Genomic DNA, 18690 nt, shown 5'->3' on the forward strand with positions numbered 1-18690 from the left:
TAGCTTGGTCGGCAAGCGAATGCCTCATCAGACCACTGCCTAATCGTACCAGATCCCAATAACTCTGTGCCCCTCGGCTACCGGACATGCCTCATATTTCACACCTTGCACCCAGCCTTCCCACGCTGCATCCGGGGTCAAATCACGAGGAAACCAATTGCGGACCTCCTCAGCGCTGGCAGAGGTCATAATCCAAATCGTATCGGAAAAGGGCCAATCTCTTCCTGGATCATCAACACAAGTAATCTGTATCCTCACGTCGCTCACGTCAGGCCTGTTGCGAAAATCCACGAGCAATTTGTAAAAATCTTCGGGAGCAGGTTCAGAAAGAAGGTTGCATCCAATCGAACCCACAAAGTCATTGCCATCGAAAAAATCTTCAAGACTGAGGAGTGGAGTAGGCACAGATCGTAGTTCTGGATTGCCAGCCTGCATCACTCGCTCGGTCACACGCTGTAACGGACCCATTATATCACCGCTGATTGATCAACAATTCATTCTGTAGCCGGCTATTGTGGCAACGCCAGCGCCTGGATGAAGCTCGGCGTCCCTCCCCGTTTTATGAGTTTACAGCCTAGTCTGTCGCGCGCGGGAACCGGCGCATCGGAGCAGCATCGCTCCCTGCGACCCGGCGGCCTATTCTGCGGCTGCCACCTTTTCTCCATCAAAGGCGCGCCGCGATTCCTCGATCGCGGCCAGGTTCTTCTGCACCCAGTCCCCCAGCGCATTGACCGGGCAGCGCAAGGAATCACCCAGCGGCGTCAGCGCATATTCGACCTTGGGCGGGTTGGTCGGATAGACGGTGCGACTGACGAATCCGTCGCGCTCCAGCCCGCGCAGCGTCAGCGTCAGCATCCGCTGTGAAATGCCGTCGATCGTGCGTTGCAGCTCGCTGAAGCGCAACGGCCCGTCGCTCAGATTCATCACGATCAGGATGCTCCATTTGTCGCCCACCCGCGCGAGCACTTCGCGCACCGAGGAACAGCTTCTCTCTGTGTAACGAGGTTCCAAAAATGTGCCTCCTTGCGTCGCGGACACCACCGCATCATTTGAGCGTTGGTTACAAATGGTAACAGACAAAAGGATTTCAAACCATGCTCAATATCGGCCTGATCGTGGGCAGCACCCGGCCCGAACGCTTTTCGGAAACAGTCGCGCAATGGGTGCAGGATGCCGCGTCGGCTCGCGGCGACATGGCGCTCACACAACTCGACCTGCGCGAAGCGGATCTGCCGTTTTTCGAAGAAACGCTGCCGCCGCTGATGAGTGGCGGGGATTTCAAGAACCCCAGGGCCGCGGCCTGGGAAGAGCGGCTCGGCGCGTTCGACGGCTTCGTCGCCACCGTCGCCGAATATAATTACGGCCCCGCCGGCGTCATGAAGAACGCGTTCGACAATGCACTCAAGGGCTGGACCCGCAAGCCGATCGCCTTTGTCGGCTATGGCGGCGTCGGCGGCGCGCGCGCGATCCAGCAGCTGCGCATCACCACCTCGGGCCTGCGCATGGCGCCGATCGGCCCCGAAGTGAACATCGCCGCAGACAGTTTCATGGCCGCACTGACGCAAGGCAAGCCGCTCGGCGACTTCGACCATCTCAATCAGGCCCTCGCCAAGCTGCTCGACGAAACCGCCTTCTGGGGCAATGCGCTCAAGGCTGCACGGGCGGCCTGAGACGCCCTATGGACTCCCGCCATTCCCGCGAAAGCGGGAAAGGCGGCCGGAGCAAGCTCCCCTCGGCCAAACGCCGAAAGCCCGCGCACCTGCCCCAATCGGCTGACTGGGACGCCGCCGAACGATCGGGCAGATGCGCGGGCCAGTTCCGGCCAACTGCGGGCGGGCCGGAACCGTTTTGCTTTGGATCAGCGGCAGCGGCGACCGTTATTGTCGCTGGCGATATCGTTGCCGATGACGGCGCCCAGGATGCCGCCGATCAGCGCGCCGGTGCTTTCGCCGGGACGATCGAAGCTCGATCCGATCAGTGCGCCGGCGACGCCGCCGATCAGCACGCCGGTCGTGCCGTCCTGGCGGTGGCAATAATAGCGACCGCCGTCACCCCGCCATACCGGGCCGTTATAATAGCCGCGGGTGTCGTAATAATTGGCATAGCGCGGCGCCGGCGCGACATAGGTGACGCGCGTGTCGCGGCGATAGTCACGCCGGTCGCGACGATAGTCACGGCGGTCCTGACGATAATCCCGACGATAGTCGCGCCGGTCCTGCCGGTGATCGCGGCGATATTCGCGGCGGTCCTGACGGTCGTCATGCCGCTCATAGCGATTGCCGTCATGGCGCTGCGCCGATGCGGGCACCGTTGCGGCCGGGATGGCGATGGCCGAAACCAATATGCCGATTGCGAGCTTGCGCATGGGAAACCTCCTGTTTCGCCGCGCTCCTCCAGCTCGGCGTGTAACAAGGTAATACGCCGATTCTGCTGACACATGTCTGAATTCGGCTGTTAGCTGGCGTTCAGAAAGATTACGGTGTCGTAATGGGCGGTGTAACGACGATCGTGGGATACAGCCCCCTCGCGGCCAGATCGGTCGCGATCATGGTCGCGACGACACATTGCGCCGCCGCTGCCCCTATGCCGGGTTCCAGCCGGAACCCGTCCGCAATCGGCACCAGCTTTTGGGGTGGGGTCACCTCGCAATAACGGACAATCCCCGCTCCGATTTCGGCCGTCGCCATGCTGGCGTCGAAGATCGGGAGCGTTTCGAGCCGCCCTTGCGCTGCCAATGTGGCACGGGCACGATCGACGTCCGACGGCGCTACTTCTGACGCCGCGGGCCGGGTTGCATCGAGATAGCGTCGGGCGAGCGCATCGCTGCCGAAATCGACGCCCACCCCTCGCTTTTCAGCAACCTCGCCCGCACATAGCAGCGCTTTGTCGTCAATATCGACGCGCCCGGCATCGATGCGAAGCGTTCCCTGATCCAGACCGGTTTGCGGCTGCGATACAGCTTCGATTGGAATACCGCACTTTTCCAGCTCGGATGCCATTGTGCCAACCGGAACCCAATCCGTTGCCACTCCGCCGGCGCAACCACTCACCAAAAGCAAGGCTCCGCCAGCGCGGAGCATCACCCCAAAGCCGCCTTGATCTTCGAGAAAAAGCCCTGGCTCTGCGGGCATTCCTCGCCGGTTTCGATGGTACGAAATTCCTCGAGCAACTCGCGCTGGCGCTGGGACAATTTGGTCGGCGTTTCGACGTCGATCCTGACGACCAGGTCGCCGCGCCCGCGCCCCTGCAATACCGGCATGCCCGCGCCGCGCTGGCGCTGCTCGCGCCCGCTTTGCGTGCCCGGTGCGATCTTGATCCGGTGCACTTCGCCATCCAGGCCGGGAATCTCGATCTCGCCGCCCAGCGCGGCGGTGGTGAAGCTGATCGGCGCATGCGCATACAGCGTCGTGCCTTCGCGCTGGAAAATCTCGTGCCGCTTCACATGCAGGAAGATGTAGAGGTCGCCCGCCGGCGCACCGCGCGCACCCGCTTCGCCTTCGCCGGCCAGCCGGATACGCGTGCCTTCGTCGACGCCCGGCGGCACGTTGATGGTAAGCGTCTTGGCCTTTTCCACGCGACCCTCGCCCCGGCATTCGGGACACGGGTCCTCGATCGTCTGCCCCGCGCCATGACAGGTCGGACAGGCCCGTTCGACGACGAAAAAGCCCTGTTGCGCGCGCACCTTGCCATGACCGGCACAGGTGCGGCACGTCTTGGCCGATGTACCGGGCCGCGCGCCGCTGCCCTCGCACATGTCGCACATGGCGGAAACGTCGATGGTAATTTCGGTCTGCTTGCCGTCGAAGGCTTCTTCGAGGCTGATTTCCATGTCGTAGCGCAGATCCGCGCCGCGACGGTTGGGCCGGCCGCCTGCGCCGCCGCGACCGCCCATGAATTCGCCGAACACGCTTTCGAAGATATCGCTGAACGCGCCGAAATCCTGAGCGCCGCCGCCGCCCATGCCGGCCTGCTGGAACGCGGCATGGCCATAGCGATCATAGGCCGCCCGCTTCTGCGGGTCCTTCAGCACTTCATAGGCCTGGCTGACGGCCTTGAACTTGGCTTCGGAATCGGTGCACCCGCCGGTGCGATCCGGATGATATTTCATCGCGAGCTTGCGATAGGCGGTCTTGATGGTCGCATCGTCCGCCGTACGCTCGCATCCGAGCAGCTCGTAATAATCGACTTCTGTGGTCATAAGTGCCTCACGCCAAACGTCCCTCGGCTTCGCTCGGGACGAACGGAGTCATTTCACTCCGTCCGCCATTCGGTTCGAGCGAAGCCGAGAACCGTTTCATGGCGTCTTACGCCTTGTTGTCGTCGACTTCCGAGAATTCGGCATCGACGACTTCCTCGTCTCCGCCTTCGCTGCCCGCAGCGGCGCCATCGGCGGCACCGCCCGCAGCAGCGCCCTCGGCCTGCTGCTTTTCATAGATCGCCTGACCCAGCTTCATCGCCACCTGGGCGAGCTCCTGGGCCTTGCTCTGCATCGCATCGGCATCGTCGCTTTCGATCGCCGACTTGGTCTCGGCAATCTTGGCTTCGATTTCGCTCTTCAGCGACGCATCGACCTTGTCGCCATTTTCCTGCAGCTGACGCTCGGTGGTGTGGACCAGGCTTTCGGCGTTGTTCTTCGCCTCGGCATTGGCACGCCGCTTCTTGTCCTCTTCGGCGAATTGTTCGGCGTCACGGACCATCTGGTCGATGTCTGCGTCGCTGAGGCCGCCAGAGGCCTGGATGCGGATCTGCTGTTCCTTGCCGGTGCCCTTGTCCTTGGCCGACACGTTGACGATGCCGTTGGCGTCGATGTCGAACGTGACTTCGATCTGCGGCACGCCGCGCGGTGCCGGCGGAATGCCGACCAGGTCGAACTGGCCCAGCATCTTGTTGTCCGCCGCCATTTCGCGCTCGCCCTGGAAGACGCGGATCGTCACTGCCTGCTGATTGTCATCGGCAGTCGAATAGACCTGCGACTTCTTGGTCGGGATCGTCGTGTTGCGATCGATCATGCGCGTGAACACGCCACCCAGCGTTTCAATACCCAGCGACAGCGGCGTCACGTCGAGCAGCAGCACGTCCTTGACGTCGCCCTGCAGCACGCCCGCCTGAATCGCCGCGCCGATCGCGACCACTTCGTCCGGGTTGACGCCGGTATGCGGTTCCTTGCCGAAGAATTCCTTCACGACCTGACGCACCTTGGGCATGCGGGTCATGCCGCCCACGAGCACGACTTCGTCGATGCCGGCATTCTTCACGCCCGCATCGGCCATCGCCTTGCGGCACGGCTCCAGCGTGCGCTGGATCAGGCTGTCGACCAGACGTTCGAGCTCCGAACGGCTGATCGTCTTCACCAGATGCTTCGGACCATTCTGGTCGGCAGTGATGAAGGGCAGGTTCACTTCGGTGGTCTGCGCGGAAGACAGCTCGATCTTCGCCTTTTCGGCGGCTTCCTTCAGACGCTGGAGCGCCAGCTTGTCCTTGGTGAGGTCGATGCCCTCATCCTTTTTGAAGCCGTCGGCCAGATACTGGACCAGCGTGGAGTCGAAATCCTCGCCACCCAGGAAGGTATCGCCATTGGTCGCCTTCACTTCGAACACGCCATCGCCGATCTCGAGGATCGAGATGTCGAACGTGCCGCCGCCAAGGTCATAGACCGCGATCGTCTTGCCGTCGTTCTTTTCGAGACCGTACGCGAGCGCAGCCGCCGTCGGTTCGTTGATGATGCGCAGCACTTCCAGACCCGCGATCTTGCCGGCGTCCTTGGTCGCCTGGCGCTGCGCGTCGTTGAAGTAAGCCGGCACGGTGATCACCGCCTGCGACACGGTTTCGCCGAGATAGCTTTCGGCGGTTTCCTTCATCTTCTGCAGGATGAACGCCGAAATCTGCGACGGCGAATAATCTTCGCCGCCCGCCTTGACCCATGCGTCGCCGTTCGTGCCCTTGACGATGTCATAAGGCACCAGCTCGGTGTCCTTGCGCGTCACAGGGTCGTCGAAGCGGCGCCCGATCAGGCGCTTGACTGCGAAAACCGTGTTGTCCGGATTGGTGACGGCCTGGCGCTTTGCCGGCTGACCGATCAGTCGCTCCCCATCCTTGGCGAATGCGACGATCGACGGCGTGGTGCGCGCGCCTTCCGAATTTTCAATAACCTTGGGCTTGCCGCCTTCCATTACGGCAACGCAGCTGTTGGTAGTACCCAGGTCGATCCCGATAACTTTAGCCATGGTCCCTCGTTTGGCCCCCGTCTAACTAAAAATGCCTCACTCCCGTGCGCCGCTGATCGGCCGCACGAAAGCCTGTTTAACGATCGCGATATAGGTGGGCTTTGGCTTGCCGCAAGATTGCTGACTTCCTAGGAAATCCCGACTTTCCCGAATCGAGATGGAGTCTTGCCCCCAATGCGTCCGATCCTGGCCCCCCTCGCCGCCCTTATATTGATGCTCCCCGGATGCCAGCAACAGGCAACCGAACTGCAGGTAACCGATGCGTGGGTGAAACTGCCCGCCGTCTCCGAAAATCCGGGTGCGGCCTATTTCACCATCACCGGCGGCGGCGAAGATGCCACGCTGGTCGGCGTCACTGCCCCCTTCGCCGTGCGCGCGGAAATGCATGAAAGCATGAAGATGGACGGCCAGATGGCCAATATGATGACGATGAAGCCGATCACCGAGGTGCAGGTTCCCGCGGGGGAGACCGTCACGTTCGCACCGGGCGGGAAACATGTCATGGTCTATGACATCGCTCCCGAAGTGAAATCGGGCGACACCGTCCCGCTGCGCCTCAGTTTCGCCGGGCGCGATCCGATCGAGGTTCAGGCCAAGGTGCTGGCGGCGGGCGATCCGGCGCCGCAACCCTGAACGCCATGGGGCGGGCGAAACGCAGATCCGAACGCCGCGCGCTGACGCCCGGCGAGATCGCGCTCGCCCGCTCGATATTCGGCGACGCGATCGACTATGACCGCGCAAAAATCATCAATCGCAAATGGGCGTTCTTTCAGCCGAAGAACGTCACCATGGCGCCGCTCGGCACGATCCACTTCAACCCGGCAAGCGGCCTGTATCGCGACGATTTCAGCGATGCGCCGCTGTATCTGCAGGGATTGTTCATCCACGAAATGGTGCATGTCTGGCAGCATCAGCAGGGCATGTTCCTGCCGATCGCGCGCCATCCCTTTTGCCGCTACGACTACAGCATCGATCCGGGCCGGCCCTTTGAGCGCTATGGGATCGAGCAACAGGCCGAAATCGTCCGCCACGCCTTTCTGAAGCGACGCGGGGCTGCCGTACCGGACAAACATTCGTACGCCGATCAAGAAGTCACGCTGCCATTTTAACTCTGCCTATTTGAAGATACCTGGCGCGGCATATTGATTTTACTTATTTCATCTTGACTGCAACCCGCCCCTCGGAGAACACAAGGACCGACTCTGGGGGGAATCACAAAAATGCGGATATTGGTGCGTTCGGCCTTGCTGTCGGCAATCGTCATGCTTGCGGCCTGCAGCGGTGGAAGCGGCGGCGGAGGAGGCGGCGGCACAGGCAGCACGCCAAATCCACCTGCACCCGGCCCATCGCCTACAAACACGTCCCTGACCGGAGCTTTGGTCTCCGAAAACTTCACGAACGACGCCTCGCACGCCAGTGCCAGATTTAACGGCGTGACAGTGTTGGAAACCGCTGCCGAATCCGAAACCCTGACCTTCCGTTATGACGCAAGTTCGGGGAGCTACACGGTCAGCCAGGGTTCCCGTAGCCAAACCTTTCGATCGCAGGACCGCACCGCAATAACAGGCCAGCTGAGCATTTATCAGCGGACGAGCGGCAACACGACCGACACCCTCTCCATTACGCGTCCAGGCAATAGCGACACACGCTACACCTATGTCGGTGGTGGGTTTTGGGAGCGCGCTGTTCAGGGCTCGAACAGCGTCACAGGGAGCATTGACGCCTTCACCTATGGTGTCGAAACCCCGGACGCGGCCCTCCCGCGCTCCGGGAGCGCGGGCTTTGACGTTACCCTGCTGGGCATTGTCGCAACTCCAGGCGAAAATGAAGCGATCGCAGCGAGCGGGACAGGGTCGCTGATCGTCGACTTTGCCAGTGGCCATATCGATACCAACGGCAACATGATCTTTACGCGCCCTTCGACAGGCAGCATTTTCTCAAGCGGCTATTGGAATGGTTCGGGAACAGTTTCGTCAAATGCGAATCTATTCGGCGGCACGATGACAGTGCTGGGATTTGGGCGGCTGGACGGCGGTTTCAAAGGCCGATTTTATGGCCCAGGCAGCGAAGAAGTCGGAGCCGCTTTTTGGGGTCGAAACAATAGCGACGGCTCGGTGATTTCTGGCACCTTGCTGGGTCGGCTCGATCCGGATGCAGTCACGCTGAACAGGCTGGCCGAACTGGACAGCGACACGCAGTTCATCGTCCCCGGCAGCGCCGTAAGCTATGAGCTTGATGCCGCCGGTAATATCGTGGCCTCAGGCGCCGACAGGCATTTTCAGAGTTTCGAGGGGAGCACAGCCCAGATCGACTTCACAGCGGCAACCAATAGCTATGCAGTCAAGAACCAGAGCGCAGGCAGCTGGGATAATCCTAGCCCGAACTACATCGAACTGAGCTTCGACGATAGCGATCGTCTGGCGACGCAATCTGACGCTCGGTTCACCAGTTATCGTCAGACCTTGTCCGATGGTTCGGTGGCAGATATTCGGCTCTATAAGCCGGATGACACCAATCCGGAGCTGGCCCTCAGCTATACGAGTTTCATTGAGATAAATCTCACCACGCCTCCGGAAGCGAACGGCAATATTACCCATCGGGAAAGCTACGTTCCCTTTGGGCTGCGGACACCTCAGGATCAGGTCCCCCATGTAGGCACGGCGACCTATTCGGGTGTGGTATACGGCACCGGCCTCACCTATCGGCCGGACCAATCCGGACCCAACACGCTTTACACCCTCTCTGGCACATCGCTGCTGACAATCGATTTCGCTGCGGTCATCAACAGTCTGCAGTTATCGATCACGGGCGTCGACACCGGCGGCAACAACACCGATTTTGGAACATTCGCCTTCAACATTCAGAACAGCAATGGCGAACTCAATGGGTCGGGGGATCAACGAACCTTCTCGGGCTTCCTCTTCGGCCCTGCCGCGGAGGAATTCGGTGGGACGTTCAAGATCCGCGACATTGACGGAGATGTGTGGGGCGAGTTGACCGGCGTCACCGTCGGAAAGCAAAACTGACAGGGGTGACGACCGTTAAACTGGCGGCGGCAGCGCTGACGCTGGTAGTGGCCCCGGCCACTGCCAGCGCGCAGAATTCGCGTAACAATGTCCATCTGTCGCCGACCGAAATGTTCGCGCTGGCACAGCAGGCGGAACAGCGGGGCGACGATGCACTGGCGGCGACATTATATGAGGCGCTCACCAGTGATCCCGACCCCGAATTGCGCGCCGAAGCGCGCTTTCGCCACGCAAGGCTGCTGATCCGGCAGCACCGGCTTTCCGAAGCGGCGGTGCTGCTCCGTGCGCTGCTCGACGAAAAGCCCGATGCCCAGCGCGTGCGGATCGAGCTGGCTGCGGTGCTGGTGCAATTGGGTGACGAAGCGGGTGCCCGACGCGAATTGCGCCAGGCGCAGGCGGGTGAGCTGCCCCCGGAAGTAGCCCAGGCCGTCGACCAGTTCGCCAACGCGCTGCGATCGCGCAAACCCTTTGGCGCAAGTATCGAAGTCGCGCTGGTGCCCGACACCAATATCAACCGCGCCACCGATTCGGCGACGCTCGATACGATTATCGCCCCGCTCGAGCTGTCCGACGATGCACGCCAGACGTCCGGCATCGGCGCGCGCGTGGCGGGACAGGCCTATCTGCGCACTCCGATCGGCAGCAAATTGTCGCTCGTCCCCCGCCTGTCGGGTCAGGGCGAATTCTATCGCAAGGCACAGTTCAACGATATTTCCGCCTCCGGCCTGATCGGTGTCGAATGGGCACCGGGGCGCGAGCGCTTTGTGCTGTCGGGCGGCGGCACCTATCGCTGGTTCGGCGGCGATCCCTATGCAACGACGCTGTCGGCCCGGATCGACTGGCGGCACCCGATCGGGCGGCGGGCGCAGCTTTCGGTCGGGGCGACGGCTGCGCGCACCGATTATCGCGCCAACGACTTGCAGGACGGCATGTTGTGGAACGCCGATATCGGAGTGGAACGCGCGCTGACATCGAATTCGGGCGCGTCGATCACGCTGAGCGGCACCCGCCAGACGGCGCAGGATCCCGGCTATTCCAACGCCGCAGGCGGGGCGTCCCTCCTCTATTACCGGCAGGTCGGACGCACGACATTGTTCGCCTCAGCGCTGGCCAGGCGACTTGAGGCCGATGCCCGGCTGTTCCTCTATCCCGAACGCCGACGCGACTGGCTGTTGCGCGCCGGGCTCGGCGCGACGCTGCGGAGCCTTACCGTCCGCCAGTTCGCGCCGGTCGTCCGCGTCGAATATGAGCGCAATTTCTCGACCGTCGGCATTTACGACTATCGGCGCGTTGCCGTGACATTGGGCGTTACCCGCGCGTTCTGAGCGGGCGCGCAAGCGCCGAGCAGCCGCCACGCCTTGCCGGGTGGCGGCATGGTGCGCCACCCGGAACAGGACCGGCCGGCCTTAATCGGCCCGCCGCCGTTCAATCGTCGCTTTGCTGCACCTCGCGTCCCGGCCGTTCCGCGCGCAGTCGGGACGGACGCGGCTGCGGCGTCGCGCTGGGTGACGGCGCCGGCGTTGGGGTGACTGTGGGCGCGGGACGCGGCGCAGGCGCGGGACGCGGCGCCGGACGCTGGACCGGAGCGGGTCGCGGCGGCGCTGGCCGTGAAACCGGCGCCGGGGCGGGCGCAGGCTGGGGCGCCGGGCGCTGCACGGGCACCGGACGCTGCACCGGCGCTGGCCGTTCTACCGGCACGGGACGCTGGATAGGCTGGGGTTCGGGCCGAGGCGGAACCGGGCGCTGCACCGGGGCCGGACGCTCGACGGGCGCGGGCCGCTGAACCGGCGTCGGTCGCTCGACCGGTGCCGGGCGTTCCGGACGCGGCGCGGGGGCAGGGCGTGGCGCGGGCTGTTGCACAGGCTGCGGCGCGGGCCGTGGACGCTCAGTACGCGGTACAGGGGCCGGCTGCGGGTGCGGCGTTTCCATGCCGGGCCGGGGCACGGTCGGGTCCCGGCGCGGCCTGCCATCGTCGCGCGGACGCCGGCTGCCGCCCGGAGAAGGCCGGTCAACCTGCGCAGGATCGCCTGTCGGCGGCGTGGGGCGCGGCGCGGGAGCGGGCGCTGGTTGCGGTTGCGGAGCCGGGTGCGGCGTTTCCATGCCCGGCCGGGGCACGGTCGGGTCCCGGGGCGGCCTGCCATCGTCGCGCGGACGCCGGCTGCCGCCCGGCGCGGGATTGTCGATCTGGACCGGATCGACCGACGGAGGGGTCGGTCGCGGCTGCGGCACATGCTGTTGCGGCGGGGTGGGCCGATCCGGACGGCCAGCGCCATCGCCGCGACCGGGTCTGTCGGGACGACCGGGCCCATCGGGCCTGCCCGGCCCGCTATTGCTTCCGCTGCCGTCGCCACGGCCAGGACCATCATGGCCGCCGGGACGGCCATGGCCCGGGCCATCGCCCCGCCCGGGGCGACCGGGCCGGTCCGGGCGACCCGGACGATCGGGGCGATCCGGCCGCCCGGCATGACCCGGCGGCGGTCCTTGCCGCCCGCCTTCGCGCCAACGCCGCCAGCGTTCCGAATCCTCATGCCGCCGCCGCCGCTCGCGGTCGAAGCGGTCGCGATGGCCCGAGGGCCGCGTTTCGCGATACCGCACCCAGCCAGGCTGATACTGCCAGCCCGAATCCCATTCGGTGCGCAGCGTCGCCAGGAACACGCTGAACTGCGCCCAGCTGTCATAGCTCGGCTCCGCCCAGCCGCTATAGCCGCCGCCACCGTTCAGCAAATAGGCGATACGCTGCCCGCGATCGAGATCGCCATAGGCCAGCGAACGCAGCGACATCGCCTCGGCCGGCGACAACATGCGGCCATAGCCGTCATAGACCGCGACCGGCGATCCGCCGTCATAGGCAAAGGTGTAATTCAGATCGCGGATCAGGAACGGCGCCGCTGCGTCGGGATCGAAGAAATAGCTGCGCACCCCGCCATCGACCGGTTCGACGACCATCCAATATCCGTCATCGGTCTGCCACGCCCAGGGGCTGCTCGCGTCGAAATCAAAGCTGAAATCGGGGGGGGCGTCGCCAATCGCGTCGGCCAGCGCATCGGCACGGTCGATCCATGCATAGCCATCATAACCGACATCCATCAGCCATGGCTGCGGCGCAGAGGAATAGCTCGCGCTATAGCTTGTCGTCGTAACATCGGCGCACCCGGCCAGCGCCAGTGCCGCCGTCATCGTGCCGGTGAAAATCGCCAGTCGCTTCGCTGTCATCCGAACATCCTCCCCCCGATTGTGTATCACACAAAGGGCGCGTTCCTTGCTGAATGCAGGATTAGCGGCTCAGATCGTGCGGAAAAGAGCGTAACGGCATTTGTAACCCCGCTGAAACTACCAGCGCAGCAGGCGCGGCATCGCCAGCCATCCCAGCAGTCCCGCAAGTGCCACCGGCACGACATGCCAGATGCCGAGATGCTCGATCGTGAATTCACGACAGAACAGCCCCGCGGCGACGGTCCCCAGCGCGCCTGCCGCAATCCCCGCATGCAATCCCGCGCGGCGCGGCGACACCGGCGCACCGCGCCGCAGCCACAGCGTCAGGACGATGCCGACCAGCAACGACGCCACAATGCCGCTCACTGCGCAATGCAGGCCTTCGGGAAGCGCCGCCGTGCCCTCCTCCAGCCAGCTGCCGAACAGCGATATGCCCGCCGCGATCGGCAGCACGCCCGCCATCGCCACTGCCCAGCGCGTGCCTTCATGGCGCGCACCGACGCGCGGGCTGGCCATCGCGACGCTGCTGACCGCCGCGGCCAGCCCCAGCAGGAACAACAGCCCGTTGGTGAGCAGATAAAGCACCGGCATCCGCCCGACGGCGATCGGTGCGGGCGGCCCGGCGAGCAGGAGCAGGAGGAGCCCCGTAACGACGAACGCCGCCAGCACCAGCGCCATGCCGGTGCGTGCACGCATCCGCCGCACCGGCGTGCAATCGGCGACCATCGCTTCGATCAGCGGGCTGGCGGTATCGCGGTTCATTCGGCCTTCTCGATCAATGCGGCGAGCCGTTTCAGCCCGCGATGGATGTTCACCTTGACTGCCGACTCGCTCTGTCCCGATCGCTGCGCGGCCTCGGCGACGGTCAGCCCTTCGATCTTGACCAGTTCGATCGCCCGCGCCTGTTTCTTCGGCACCTGCCCGAACAGCCGCTCCAGGCTGACGCGCGCCATCACCGCTTCCTCGTCGCTATCCTGTGGGGCGTCATAGTCGTCCAGCGCCGCTGCTTCGCTGCGATAGGCGCGGCGCAGATGATCGACCCAGCGATAGCGCGCGATCGCGGCGAGCCAGGGCAGGAACGGGCGCGCGGGATCATAGGTGGCACGCTTGGCATGCACCGCCATCAGCACTTCCTGGACCAGATCGTCGCGCTGGCCCGGCGGCACGCGGCGATGGAAATAGCGTTCCAGCCAGCGCTGCGCCGCGACCAGCAGCGTGCGATACGCCGCCCGGTCGCCACGCTGCGCCGCCGCCATCAGCTGGCCGAGCATTTCGCCGTCGGCGATCATCGGCGCGCGCGCCGCACCCGACCGGCCAGGGCCGATCCGATCGCAAATCCGCATCGCGCATTGATGTCCCGCACGTCCATGCCCCCGGGTTCGCAATACCGGGCGGCAAGGTTACAGCATCGCCGGCATCGCGCGAAGCCGCATGCGGCGACGGGCCGGCTCAGGCGTTCTCGCGCGGTGCCGGGATCGCTCCGGCCAGATAGTCCATCTTGCCCAGCGGCACGCCCTGCTGACGCAAAATCGCATAGGCCATGGTGATGTGGAAAAAGAAATTGGGCATCGCAAAGCCCAGCACATAATCGCGCGCGGCAAATGCGATTTCGCGCCCGCCCGCCTTCAGCGTCACGATATCGCCATCGCGCCCGTCGAAATCCTCGCGCTTCGCCTGGGCGAGCAGCGCCAGCGTCGCGTCGATCCGCGCCGCCAGTTCGGCGAAGCTCGCCTCATTATCCTCCATCGGCGCATTGGCGAGCCCGCCGACGCGCACCGCAACGAACTTGGCCGAATCGCTGGCCAGCTGCACCTGCGCGGCCAGCGGTCGCATATCCTCGATCAGCCGCGCTTCGATCAGTTCGCTTTCCGGCCGCCCCTGCGCCACGACATGCGCGCGCCCCTTTTCCAGAAACGCCTTCATATTGGTCAGCGCCCGCTCGAATTGCGGGATCGACACGTCATAGAGATTCATGGGGATGCCCTTCACTGGTTCCCCGCGCAGATGGGAGGGGGACCCGCCCCCGGCAAGAGCGTCGCGCAGTCAGATTTCGGCGAAGAACTCCGGCAGCACATCCACTTCCTCGCGCACCACCTGACGCACCCGCACGCCTAGGCCACGTTCGCGCAGTAATTCGCACAGCGCTTCACCGTCGATCAGGTCGATCGCAGGCGCCCCGTCGCGCGTTGCTTCCTTGCGCGCATCGGCGGTGAAGGTGCCAGTGGTGATGATCAGCCCCTTGTCAGCGCGCCCCTGCATCGCCCCGCGAAAATCGCGCACGGTGGAGGACGGCACCGAACCCGCATAGCGTTTGCACTGGAACAGCACCTGAAAGCTGATCAGATTCATCCGCAGCACGCCCGATCCGTCAATCCCGCCATCGCCCGACTTGCCGGTGACTTCGACGCGCACGAAACCGCTTTCCCGCAACAATCGCTGTGCCAGCCGCTCAAACGCCGCCGGGTCCATCGTCCGAAGCGTGGCAAGGAGCGCGTCGCGCCAGTCAAGCGCGGCTTCTTCTGCCTCATCTTCGTTCGGGTCAGCCGTTTCCTCGCCGATCAGCAGACCGGTGTCCTGAGCCAGCGCCTTTCGCTCGGCCAGCTGTTGCGCGCGGCGTTCCGCCTTTGCCACGCGAATCCGCCCACGAACCACGTCGAGCGGCAGTTCGATCGCCTCCCGTCCCGCTTCGGTCAGCACCCACACGCCGCGCGATTCATTGGTCACGAAATCGGGAAACTTCAGGTAGCTGCGCGCCCACGACATCTTGTCGGTGATCACATTGTCGCCGCTAGTGTCATAGGTGACGTCAAGCTGTTCCTGCGTAAAGCCGAACCGCTCGATCAGCTTCTCCTCGATCTCCTCGATCGACGCCGAGCCGCCCAGATCGCGCAGCACTTCCAGCGTCGGCAGATAGAAATCATCCTTGCGGATATCGAGCGCGTTCATTCGATCTCTTCCTCTTTCCCGTCAACAGCCTCGATCGGCAGGTCGATCTCGCCCATGATCCGATCGGTCTCGATCAGGATTTTCACGATCTTCTGATAATGGCCGATATCGTCCCAGCTCAGCACCCGTCCGCGCCGGTCCTTCAGCCATTTCTGCGCGGGCTGATAGCCGCCGATCGGGAAGCCCCAGGCGATGGCGGGCACGCTCGCGAAATACTGGTCGGGATTGATCCACACCTTGCCGTCCTCGAACTTCGGATAGCCGGCCGCCACGATATCGTCGCCCTCGCCTTCAAATGGATAGGGCGTGTCGCCGATCGCGGCGGGCTCCATCAGGTGCAGCCGGCGCAGCGCCTCCCCCTTTTCGCTGACATGGGCGAACGCCTCGGGCGAGGCGGGATAGGGGATGCGCGGGAAATCGATCTTCAGAAACTCGGCATAGGTCTCGCGATAGTTGGGCGCGTGGAGCACGCCATAAATATAGTCGAAGACCTTGATCTCGCTCGGCCGCGCATCGCCGGTGGCGGCGCGGAAGTCGTCGTCCGGGCCGGCCTGATCGGCAGGGTCGATGCCGGCGGCGGTGCAGATGGCGGCGTAGAGTTTGGGGTGGAAGTTGATATGAACTGATTGATCCAGCGTGCCTTCATCAGGATAAAGGTAAAGAGGCGCTATGTAGTTCACCTCCTTTATACTTAGGGCGTGAAGCGTAATCGCGAGGTCGCTAACGAAGCAATCAGCGAACGCCCGCCCGCCCTCAATTGTGCGTGTGCTGCACATTCCAAGGTTCTTTCTAGCTAGGAAATTTCTCGTTACCGCGTGGATGGGCCTACATATAAAACCCTTCGATTTCCCGGTGTAGAAAGTCCATCGGCTGTCCAGCGGTCTGTACGATACCTGCACCAAGTTCGATCGTGCGAAGTGAGCGATCACATCTGCCTTCGCCCACGCTACAGACCAATTCTGTACATCCTTCCCTAGGTCGTATCGGCGTCGTAATGTTTCCACGTCAGATTGGGCAAAATCTTCAACGCGATCCCAGAGAGCTCCCTTATCCATATCGATTGCTAGCTTATCGCGTGCCGTCACCATTCCCACGGAATTGACCGGCATAAACTCTGAAATTTGAAATCCCTTTGAGTAGTCTTCCTCAAGGTGGTAGCCCCTCGGAACGAAAGCATAATTCGGCGCCTTTATAGGAATCGAGTTAACTGCGAACGCCGTCATAGACCCGCCCCAAAGAGCTTTGTTTTTTGCATCTCTGCCCCCCCACAACTCACCGTGGCAAAGCAATGTAGAAGATTTTACTTGCTTATCACGCTTGCGCCGCTTGACAGCTACCATCACGGCAACGCCTTGCATGATATCGAATACGTTCTTATCCAGCGACCCGTCAGGACTGATTTCGCCTTTGTTAGCATTCCCATGAAGGTCTACGACGTATACGCGGTCGAAAGTCTGTAGCAGATGCCAGCGCATTGCACGGAAGGTTGGATTGTCCAAGTATCCGTGGTTCGTAATAAGTCCAACAACTCCTTCGCCCGTCCTCTGGACCATGTGCTCGGCAAAGCGAATAAATTTTACATAGTCGTCCTGAAGCCAATGCTTCTTTTCTCCAAAATGAACGCCGTCGATGTATTTGTAATCTTCAATCAGCCCGGTGATCCACTCGCCATTATTCTGGGAAATTCCGGAATAAGGCGGGTTCCCGATCACGCACATGATCGGCGTCTGGCGCTTCACCTCGCTAGCCCCGCGCGCCTCGTCCGCCAGCGGCGCAAAGAACAGATCCCGCACCTCGCGCTCGGCGGGCTCCAGCGCATTGGTCAGCCATACCGACAGGCGCGGCGGGTTGGCGCTCGGCTTGTAGCCGGTCTGCTCCAGCTGCATGTCGAGCTTCATGTGGCACATGGCATAGCTGGCCATCAGTAGCTCGAAGCCGTGCAGGCGCGGCAGCAAATCCTGCTCGACATAGCCCGACCATTTGCCCGGCGCGCGCGCCTTCACGCGGTCCGAAATCAGCTGCACCGCCTTGGCCAGGAAGGTGCCGGTGCCGGTCGCCGGATCGAGGATCTGGACCTTGTGCACCTCCTTCTTGATCGTCACCGGCTTGCCGGTCTTGGGGTTGTTGGTGCCGGTGTCCCAGTCGACCGTCACCTTGCTGGTATCGGCCAGCCCGTCGGCAAGGCCGAACTCGGCCTTGAGCACATCGTCCACGGCGCGGACGATGAAATCGACCACCGGTTCGGGCGTGTACCACACGCCCCGGCTCTTGCGCTTCTTCGGGTTATAGGCGGCAAGAAAGTCTTCGTAGAAGTGGATAAAGGGGTCGTTGCGCGCCGTGAACTGGCCATATTTCTCGAACAAAGAGTGCGGATCGCTAGCGCGCATCACCGCGACCAGATCGTCGACGATATAGGTCAGGCGCTTGGGCAGCGCGGGCCCGGCGATATATTCGAACAGTCCTTTCAGAAACGGATTGGACGCGGGTAGATCGTCCATCGCCTCCTGTCGGCTGAAGGTGTTCAGATCATCATCGTGGAACCGCGCGGCGAACATGCCGTAGGTGATCGTCTCGGCATAGATATCGGCGAATTCGTCCGGCGTCAGATTGGGCAGCAGGTTCGCCTTGAAGCTCTTGAACTGCCCCTCCAGCCCCTTGCGCGCCTCCGCCTCATCGGCGAGCGCGATGGCGATCTCGTCCTTGATGATCGCCGCCTTGGCCGCCATCATCTCCGCCAGCTTTGCCGCTGATCGGATCGCGATCGGCTTTTGCTCGGCGAACAGGCGGAGCTGGCGCTCCAGTTCCTCGAATTTGTCGGGCTTCGGCTGCAGCCCCATCACGAAATCGGCGATCGAGACGAAGTGGACGGATTCGCCTTCACGGATAAATTCGAAATCGACGCCGTTGGTGTAGAGGAGGTTGGGGTACGCCTTTTCGTACCGCTTGCGCTGTTCGACCGAATAGCCTTTCAGCTTGATGACATCCTTGTCGATGTCCTTGGCCTCGGCCCAGCCGAACGGCACGCCGTTACGCTCGAACAGGAAGTCAGGCATACCCGCTTCCGATTTCTTCGGCTCGTTGATAACGGTGATATCGGGATCGATATTTTCGAACAGTGCCTGCAACGCAGGGCGATAACTATGCTCGGTCGCCTGGCCACTTTCATATTTGGCCCGAACCGCGTCCAGATATTCCGATATCGTCACCAGTGCCCCTCCACAGCCCCACCCTGCCCCGAACCCGCGCCCGCCGCAACGGCTGCGGCACTTCCGTCCGGTTCG

The 18690-nt window shown here is 63.0% G+C and carries 17 protein-coding genes; 5 read left to right on the top strand and 12 right to left on the bottom strand.

The window, feature by feature from the left end; all coding sequences use genetic code 11:
* Window positions 1–39 precede the first annotated feature (39 nt).
* Complete coding sequence (locus DKB74_RS16455; protein WP_205007893.1) at window positions 40–435, bottom strand: hypothetical protein; 396 nt, start codon at window positions 433–435, stop codon at window positions 40–42.
* A gap of 201 nt (window positions 436–636) precedes the next feature.
* Window positions 637–975: a winged helix-turn-helix transcriptional regulator gene (locus DKB74_RS16460; RefSeq protein ID WP_239987569.1), complete on the bottom strand. Its 339-nt coding sequence runs from the start codon at window positions 973–975 to the stop codon at window positions 637–639.
* A 119-nt stretch (window positions 976–1094) separates the two neighbouring features.
* Between DKB74_RS16460 and DKB74_RS16465 the strand changes: the two genes are divergently transcribed.
* Entirely contained in the window at window positions 1095–1670 is a 576-nt protein-coding gene (locus tag DKB74_RS16465) for an NADPH-dependent FMN reductase (protein WP_109809285.1), read from the top strand.
* Window positions 1671–1858: 188 nt separating this feature from the next.
* On the opposite strand, the gene DKB74_RS16470 is transcribed toward DKB74_RS16465, so the two are convergent.
* The 4 genes from DKB74_RS16470 to dnaK all read right to left on the bottom strand — a co-directional run bounded on the left by DKB74_RS16470 (window position 1859) and on the right by dnaK (window position 6224).
* Window positions 1859–2365, bottom strand: a complete 507-nt coding sequence (locus DKB74_RS16470; protein ID WP_109809286.1) for a glycine zipper 2TM domain-containing protein — start codon at window positions 2363–2365, stop codon at window positions 1859–1861.
* Between the two features lie 109 nt (window positions 2366–2474).
* Window positions 2475–3083, bottom strand: a complete 609-nt coding sequence (locus tag DKB74_RS16475; protein WP_161956892.1) for a hypothetical protein — start codon at window positions 3081–3083, stop codon at window positions 2475–2477.
* Window positions 3080–4198, bottom strand: a complete 1119-nt coding sequence (gene dnaJ, locus DKB74_RS16480; protein ID WP_109809288.1) for a molecular chaperone DnaJ — start codon at window positions 4196–4198, stop codon at window positions 3080–3082. Before dnaJ ends, DKB74_RS16475 begins: the two co-directional genes overlap by 4 nt.
* Window positions 4199–4304: 106 nt before the next feature.
* Window positions 4305–6224, bottom strand: coding sequence for a molecular chaperone DnaK (gene dnaK / locus DKB74_RS16485; RefSeq protein WP_109809289.1), 1920 nt, complete (start codon window positions 6222–6224; stop codon window positions 4305–4307).
* 174 nt (window positions 6225–6398) lie between these two features.
* Here dnaK and DKB74_RS16490 point away from each other — a divergent pair, with 174 nt between their 5' ends.
* The 4 genes from DKB74_RS16490 (at window position 6399) to DKB74_RS16505 (ending at window position 10575) form a co-directional block, all read left to right on the top strand.
* Entirely contained in the window at window positions 6399–6857 is a 459-nt protein-coding gene (locus tag DKB74_RS16490; RefSeq protein ID WP_109809290.1) for a copper chaperone PCu(A)C, read from the top strand.
* Window positions 6858–6862: 5 nt separating this feature from the next.
* On the top strand, window positions 6863–7333 hold the full coding sequence (locus DKB74_RS16495; protein WP_109809291.1) for a vgr related protein: 471 nt from the start codon (window positions 6863–6865) through the stop codon (window positions 7331–7333).
* 111 nt (window positions 7334–7444) lie between these two features.
* The gene (locus tag DKB74_RS16500) at window positions 7445–9250 is read left to right on the top strand and encodes a transferrin-binding protein-like solute binding protein (protein WP_145961033.1); all 1806 of its coding nucleotides are present in this window, start codon (window positions 7445–7447) and stop codon (window positions 9248–9250) included.
* A gap of 5 nt (window positions 9251–9255) precedes the next feature.
* Entirely contained in the window at window positions 9256–10575 is a 1320-nt protein-coding gene (locus DKB74_RS16505; RefSeq protein ID WP_109809293.1) for a surface lipoprotein assembly modifier, read from the top strand.
* A gap of 100 nt (window positions 10576–10675) precedes the next feature.
* On the opposite strand, the gene DKB74_RS16510 is transcribed toward DKB74_RS16505, so the two are convergent.
* The 6 genes from DKB74_RS16510 to DKB74_RS16535 form a co-directional block, all read right to left on the bottom strand.
* Complete coding sequence (locus DKB74_RS16510; RefSeq protein ID WP_109809294.1) at window positions 10676–12463, bottom strand: hypothetical protein; 1788 nt, start codon at window positions 12461–12463, stop codon at window positions 10676–10678.
* A gap of 117 nt (window positions 12464–12580) precedes the next feature.
* Window positions 12581–13225 carry an NrsF family protein gene (locus DKB74_RS16515; RefSeq protein ID WP_109809295.1) on the bottom strand — a complete coding sequence of 215 codons (645 nt, stop codon included), beginning with the start codon at window positions 13223–13225 and terminating at the stop codon, window positions 12581–12583.
* Entirely contained in the window at window positions 13222–13752 is a 531-nt protein-coding gene (locus tag DKB74_RS16520; protein ID WP_109809373.1) for a sigma-70 family RNA polymerase sigma factor, read from the bottom strand. The genes DKB74_RS16515 and DKB74_RS16520 overlap by 4 nt, the downstream gene beginning before the upstream one ends.
* 160 nt (window positions 13753–13912) lie before the next feature.
* Entirely contained in the window at window positions 13913–14437 is a 525-nt protein-coding gene (locus DKB74_RS16525; protein ID WP_239987570.1) for a DUF1993 domain-containing protein, read from the bottom strand.
* A gap of 69 nt (window positions 14438–14506) precedes the next feature.
* Complete coding sequence (locus tag DKB74_RS16530) at window positions 14507–15409, bottom strand: restriction endonuclease (RefSeq protein WP_109809296.1); 903 nt, start codon at window positions 15407–15409, stop codon at window positions 14507–14509.
* Complete coding sequence (locus DKB74_RS16535; RefSeq protein ID WP_205007894.1) at window positions 15406–18615, bottom strand: type ISP restriction/modification enzyme; 3210 nt, start codon at window positions 18613–18615, stop codon at window positions 15406–15408. The genes DKB74_RS16530 and DKB74_RS16535 overlap by 4 nt, the downstream gene beginning before the upstream one ends.
* Window positions 18616–18690 lie beyond the last annotated feature (75 nt).

The organism is Stakelama portus (assembly GCF_003171655.1).
In the GTDB taxonomy this organism is placed as follows: domain Bacteria; phylum Pseudomonadota; class Alphaproteobacteria; order Sphingomonadales; family Sphingomonadaceae; genus Sphingomonas; species Sphingomonas portus.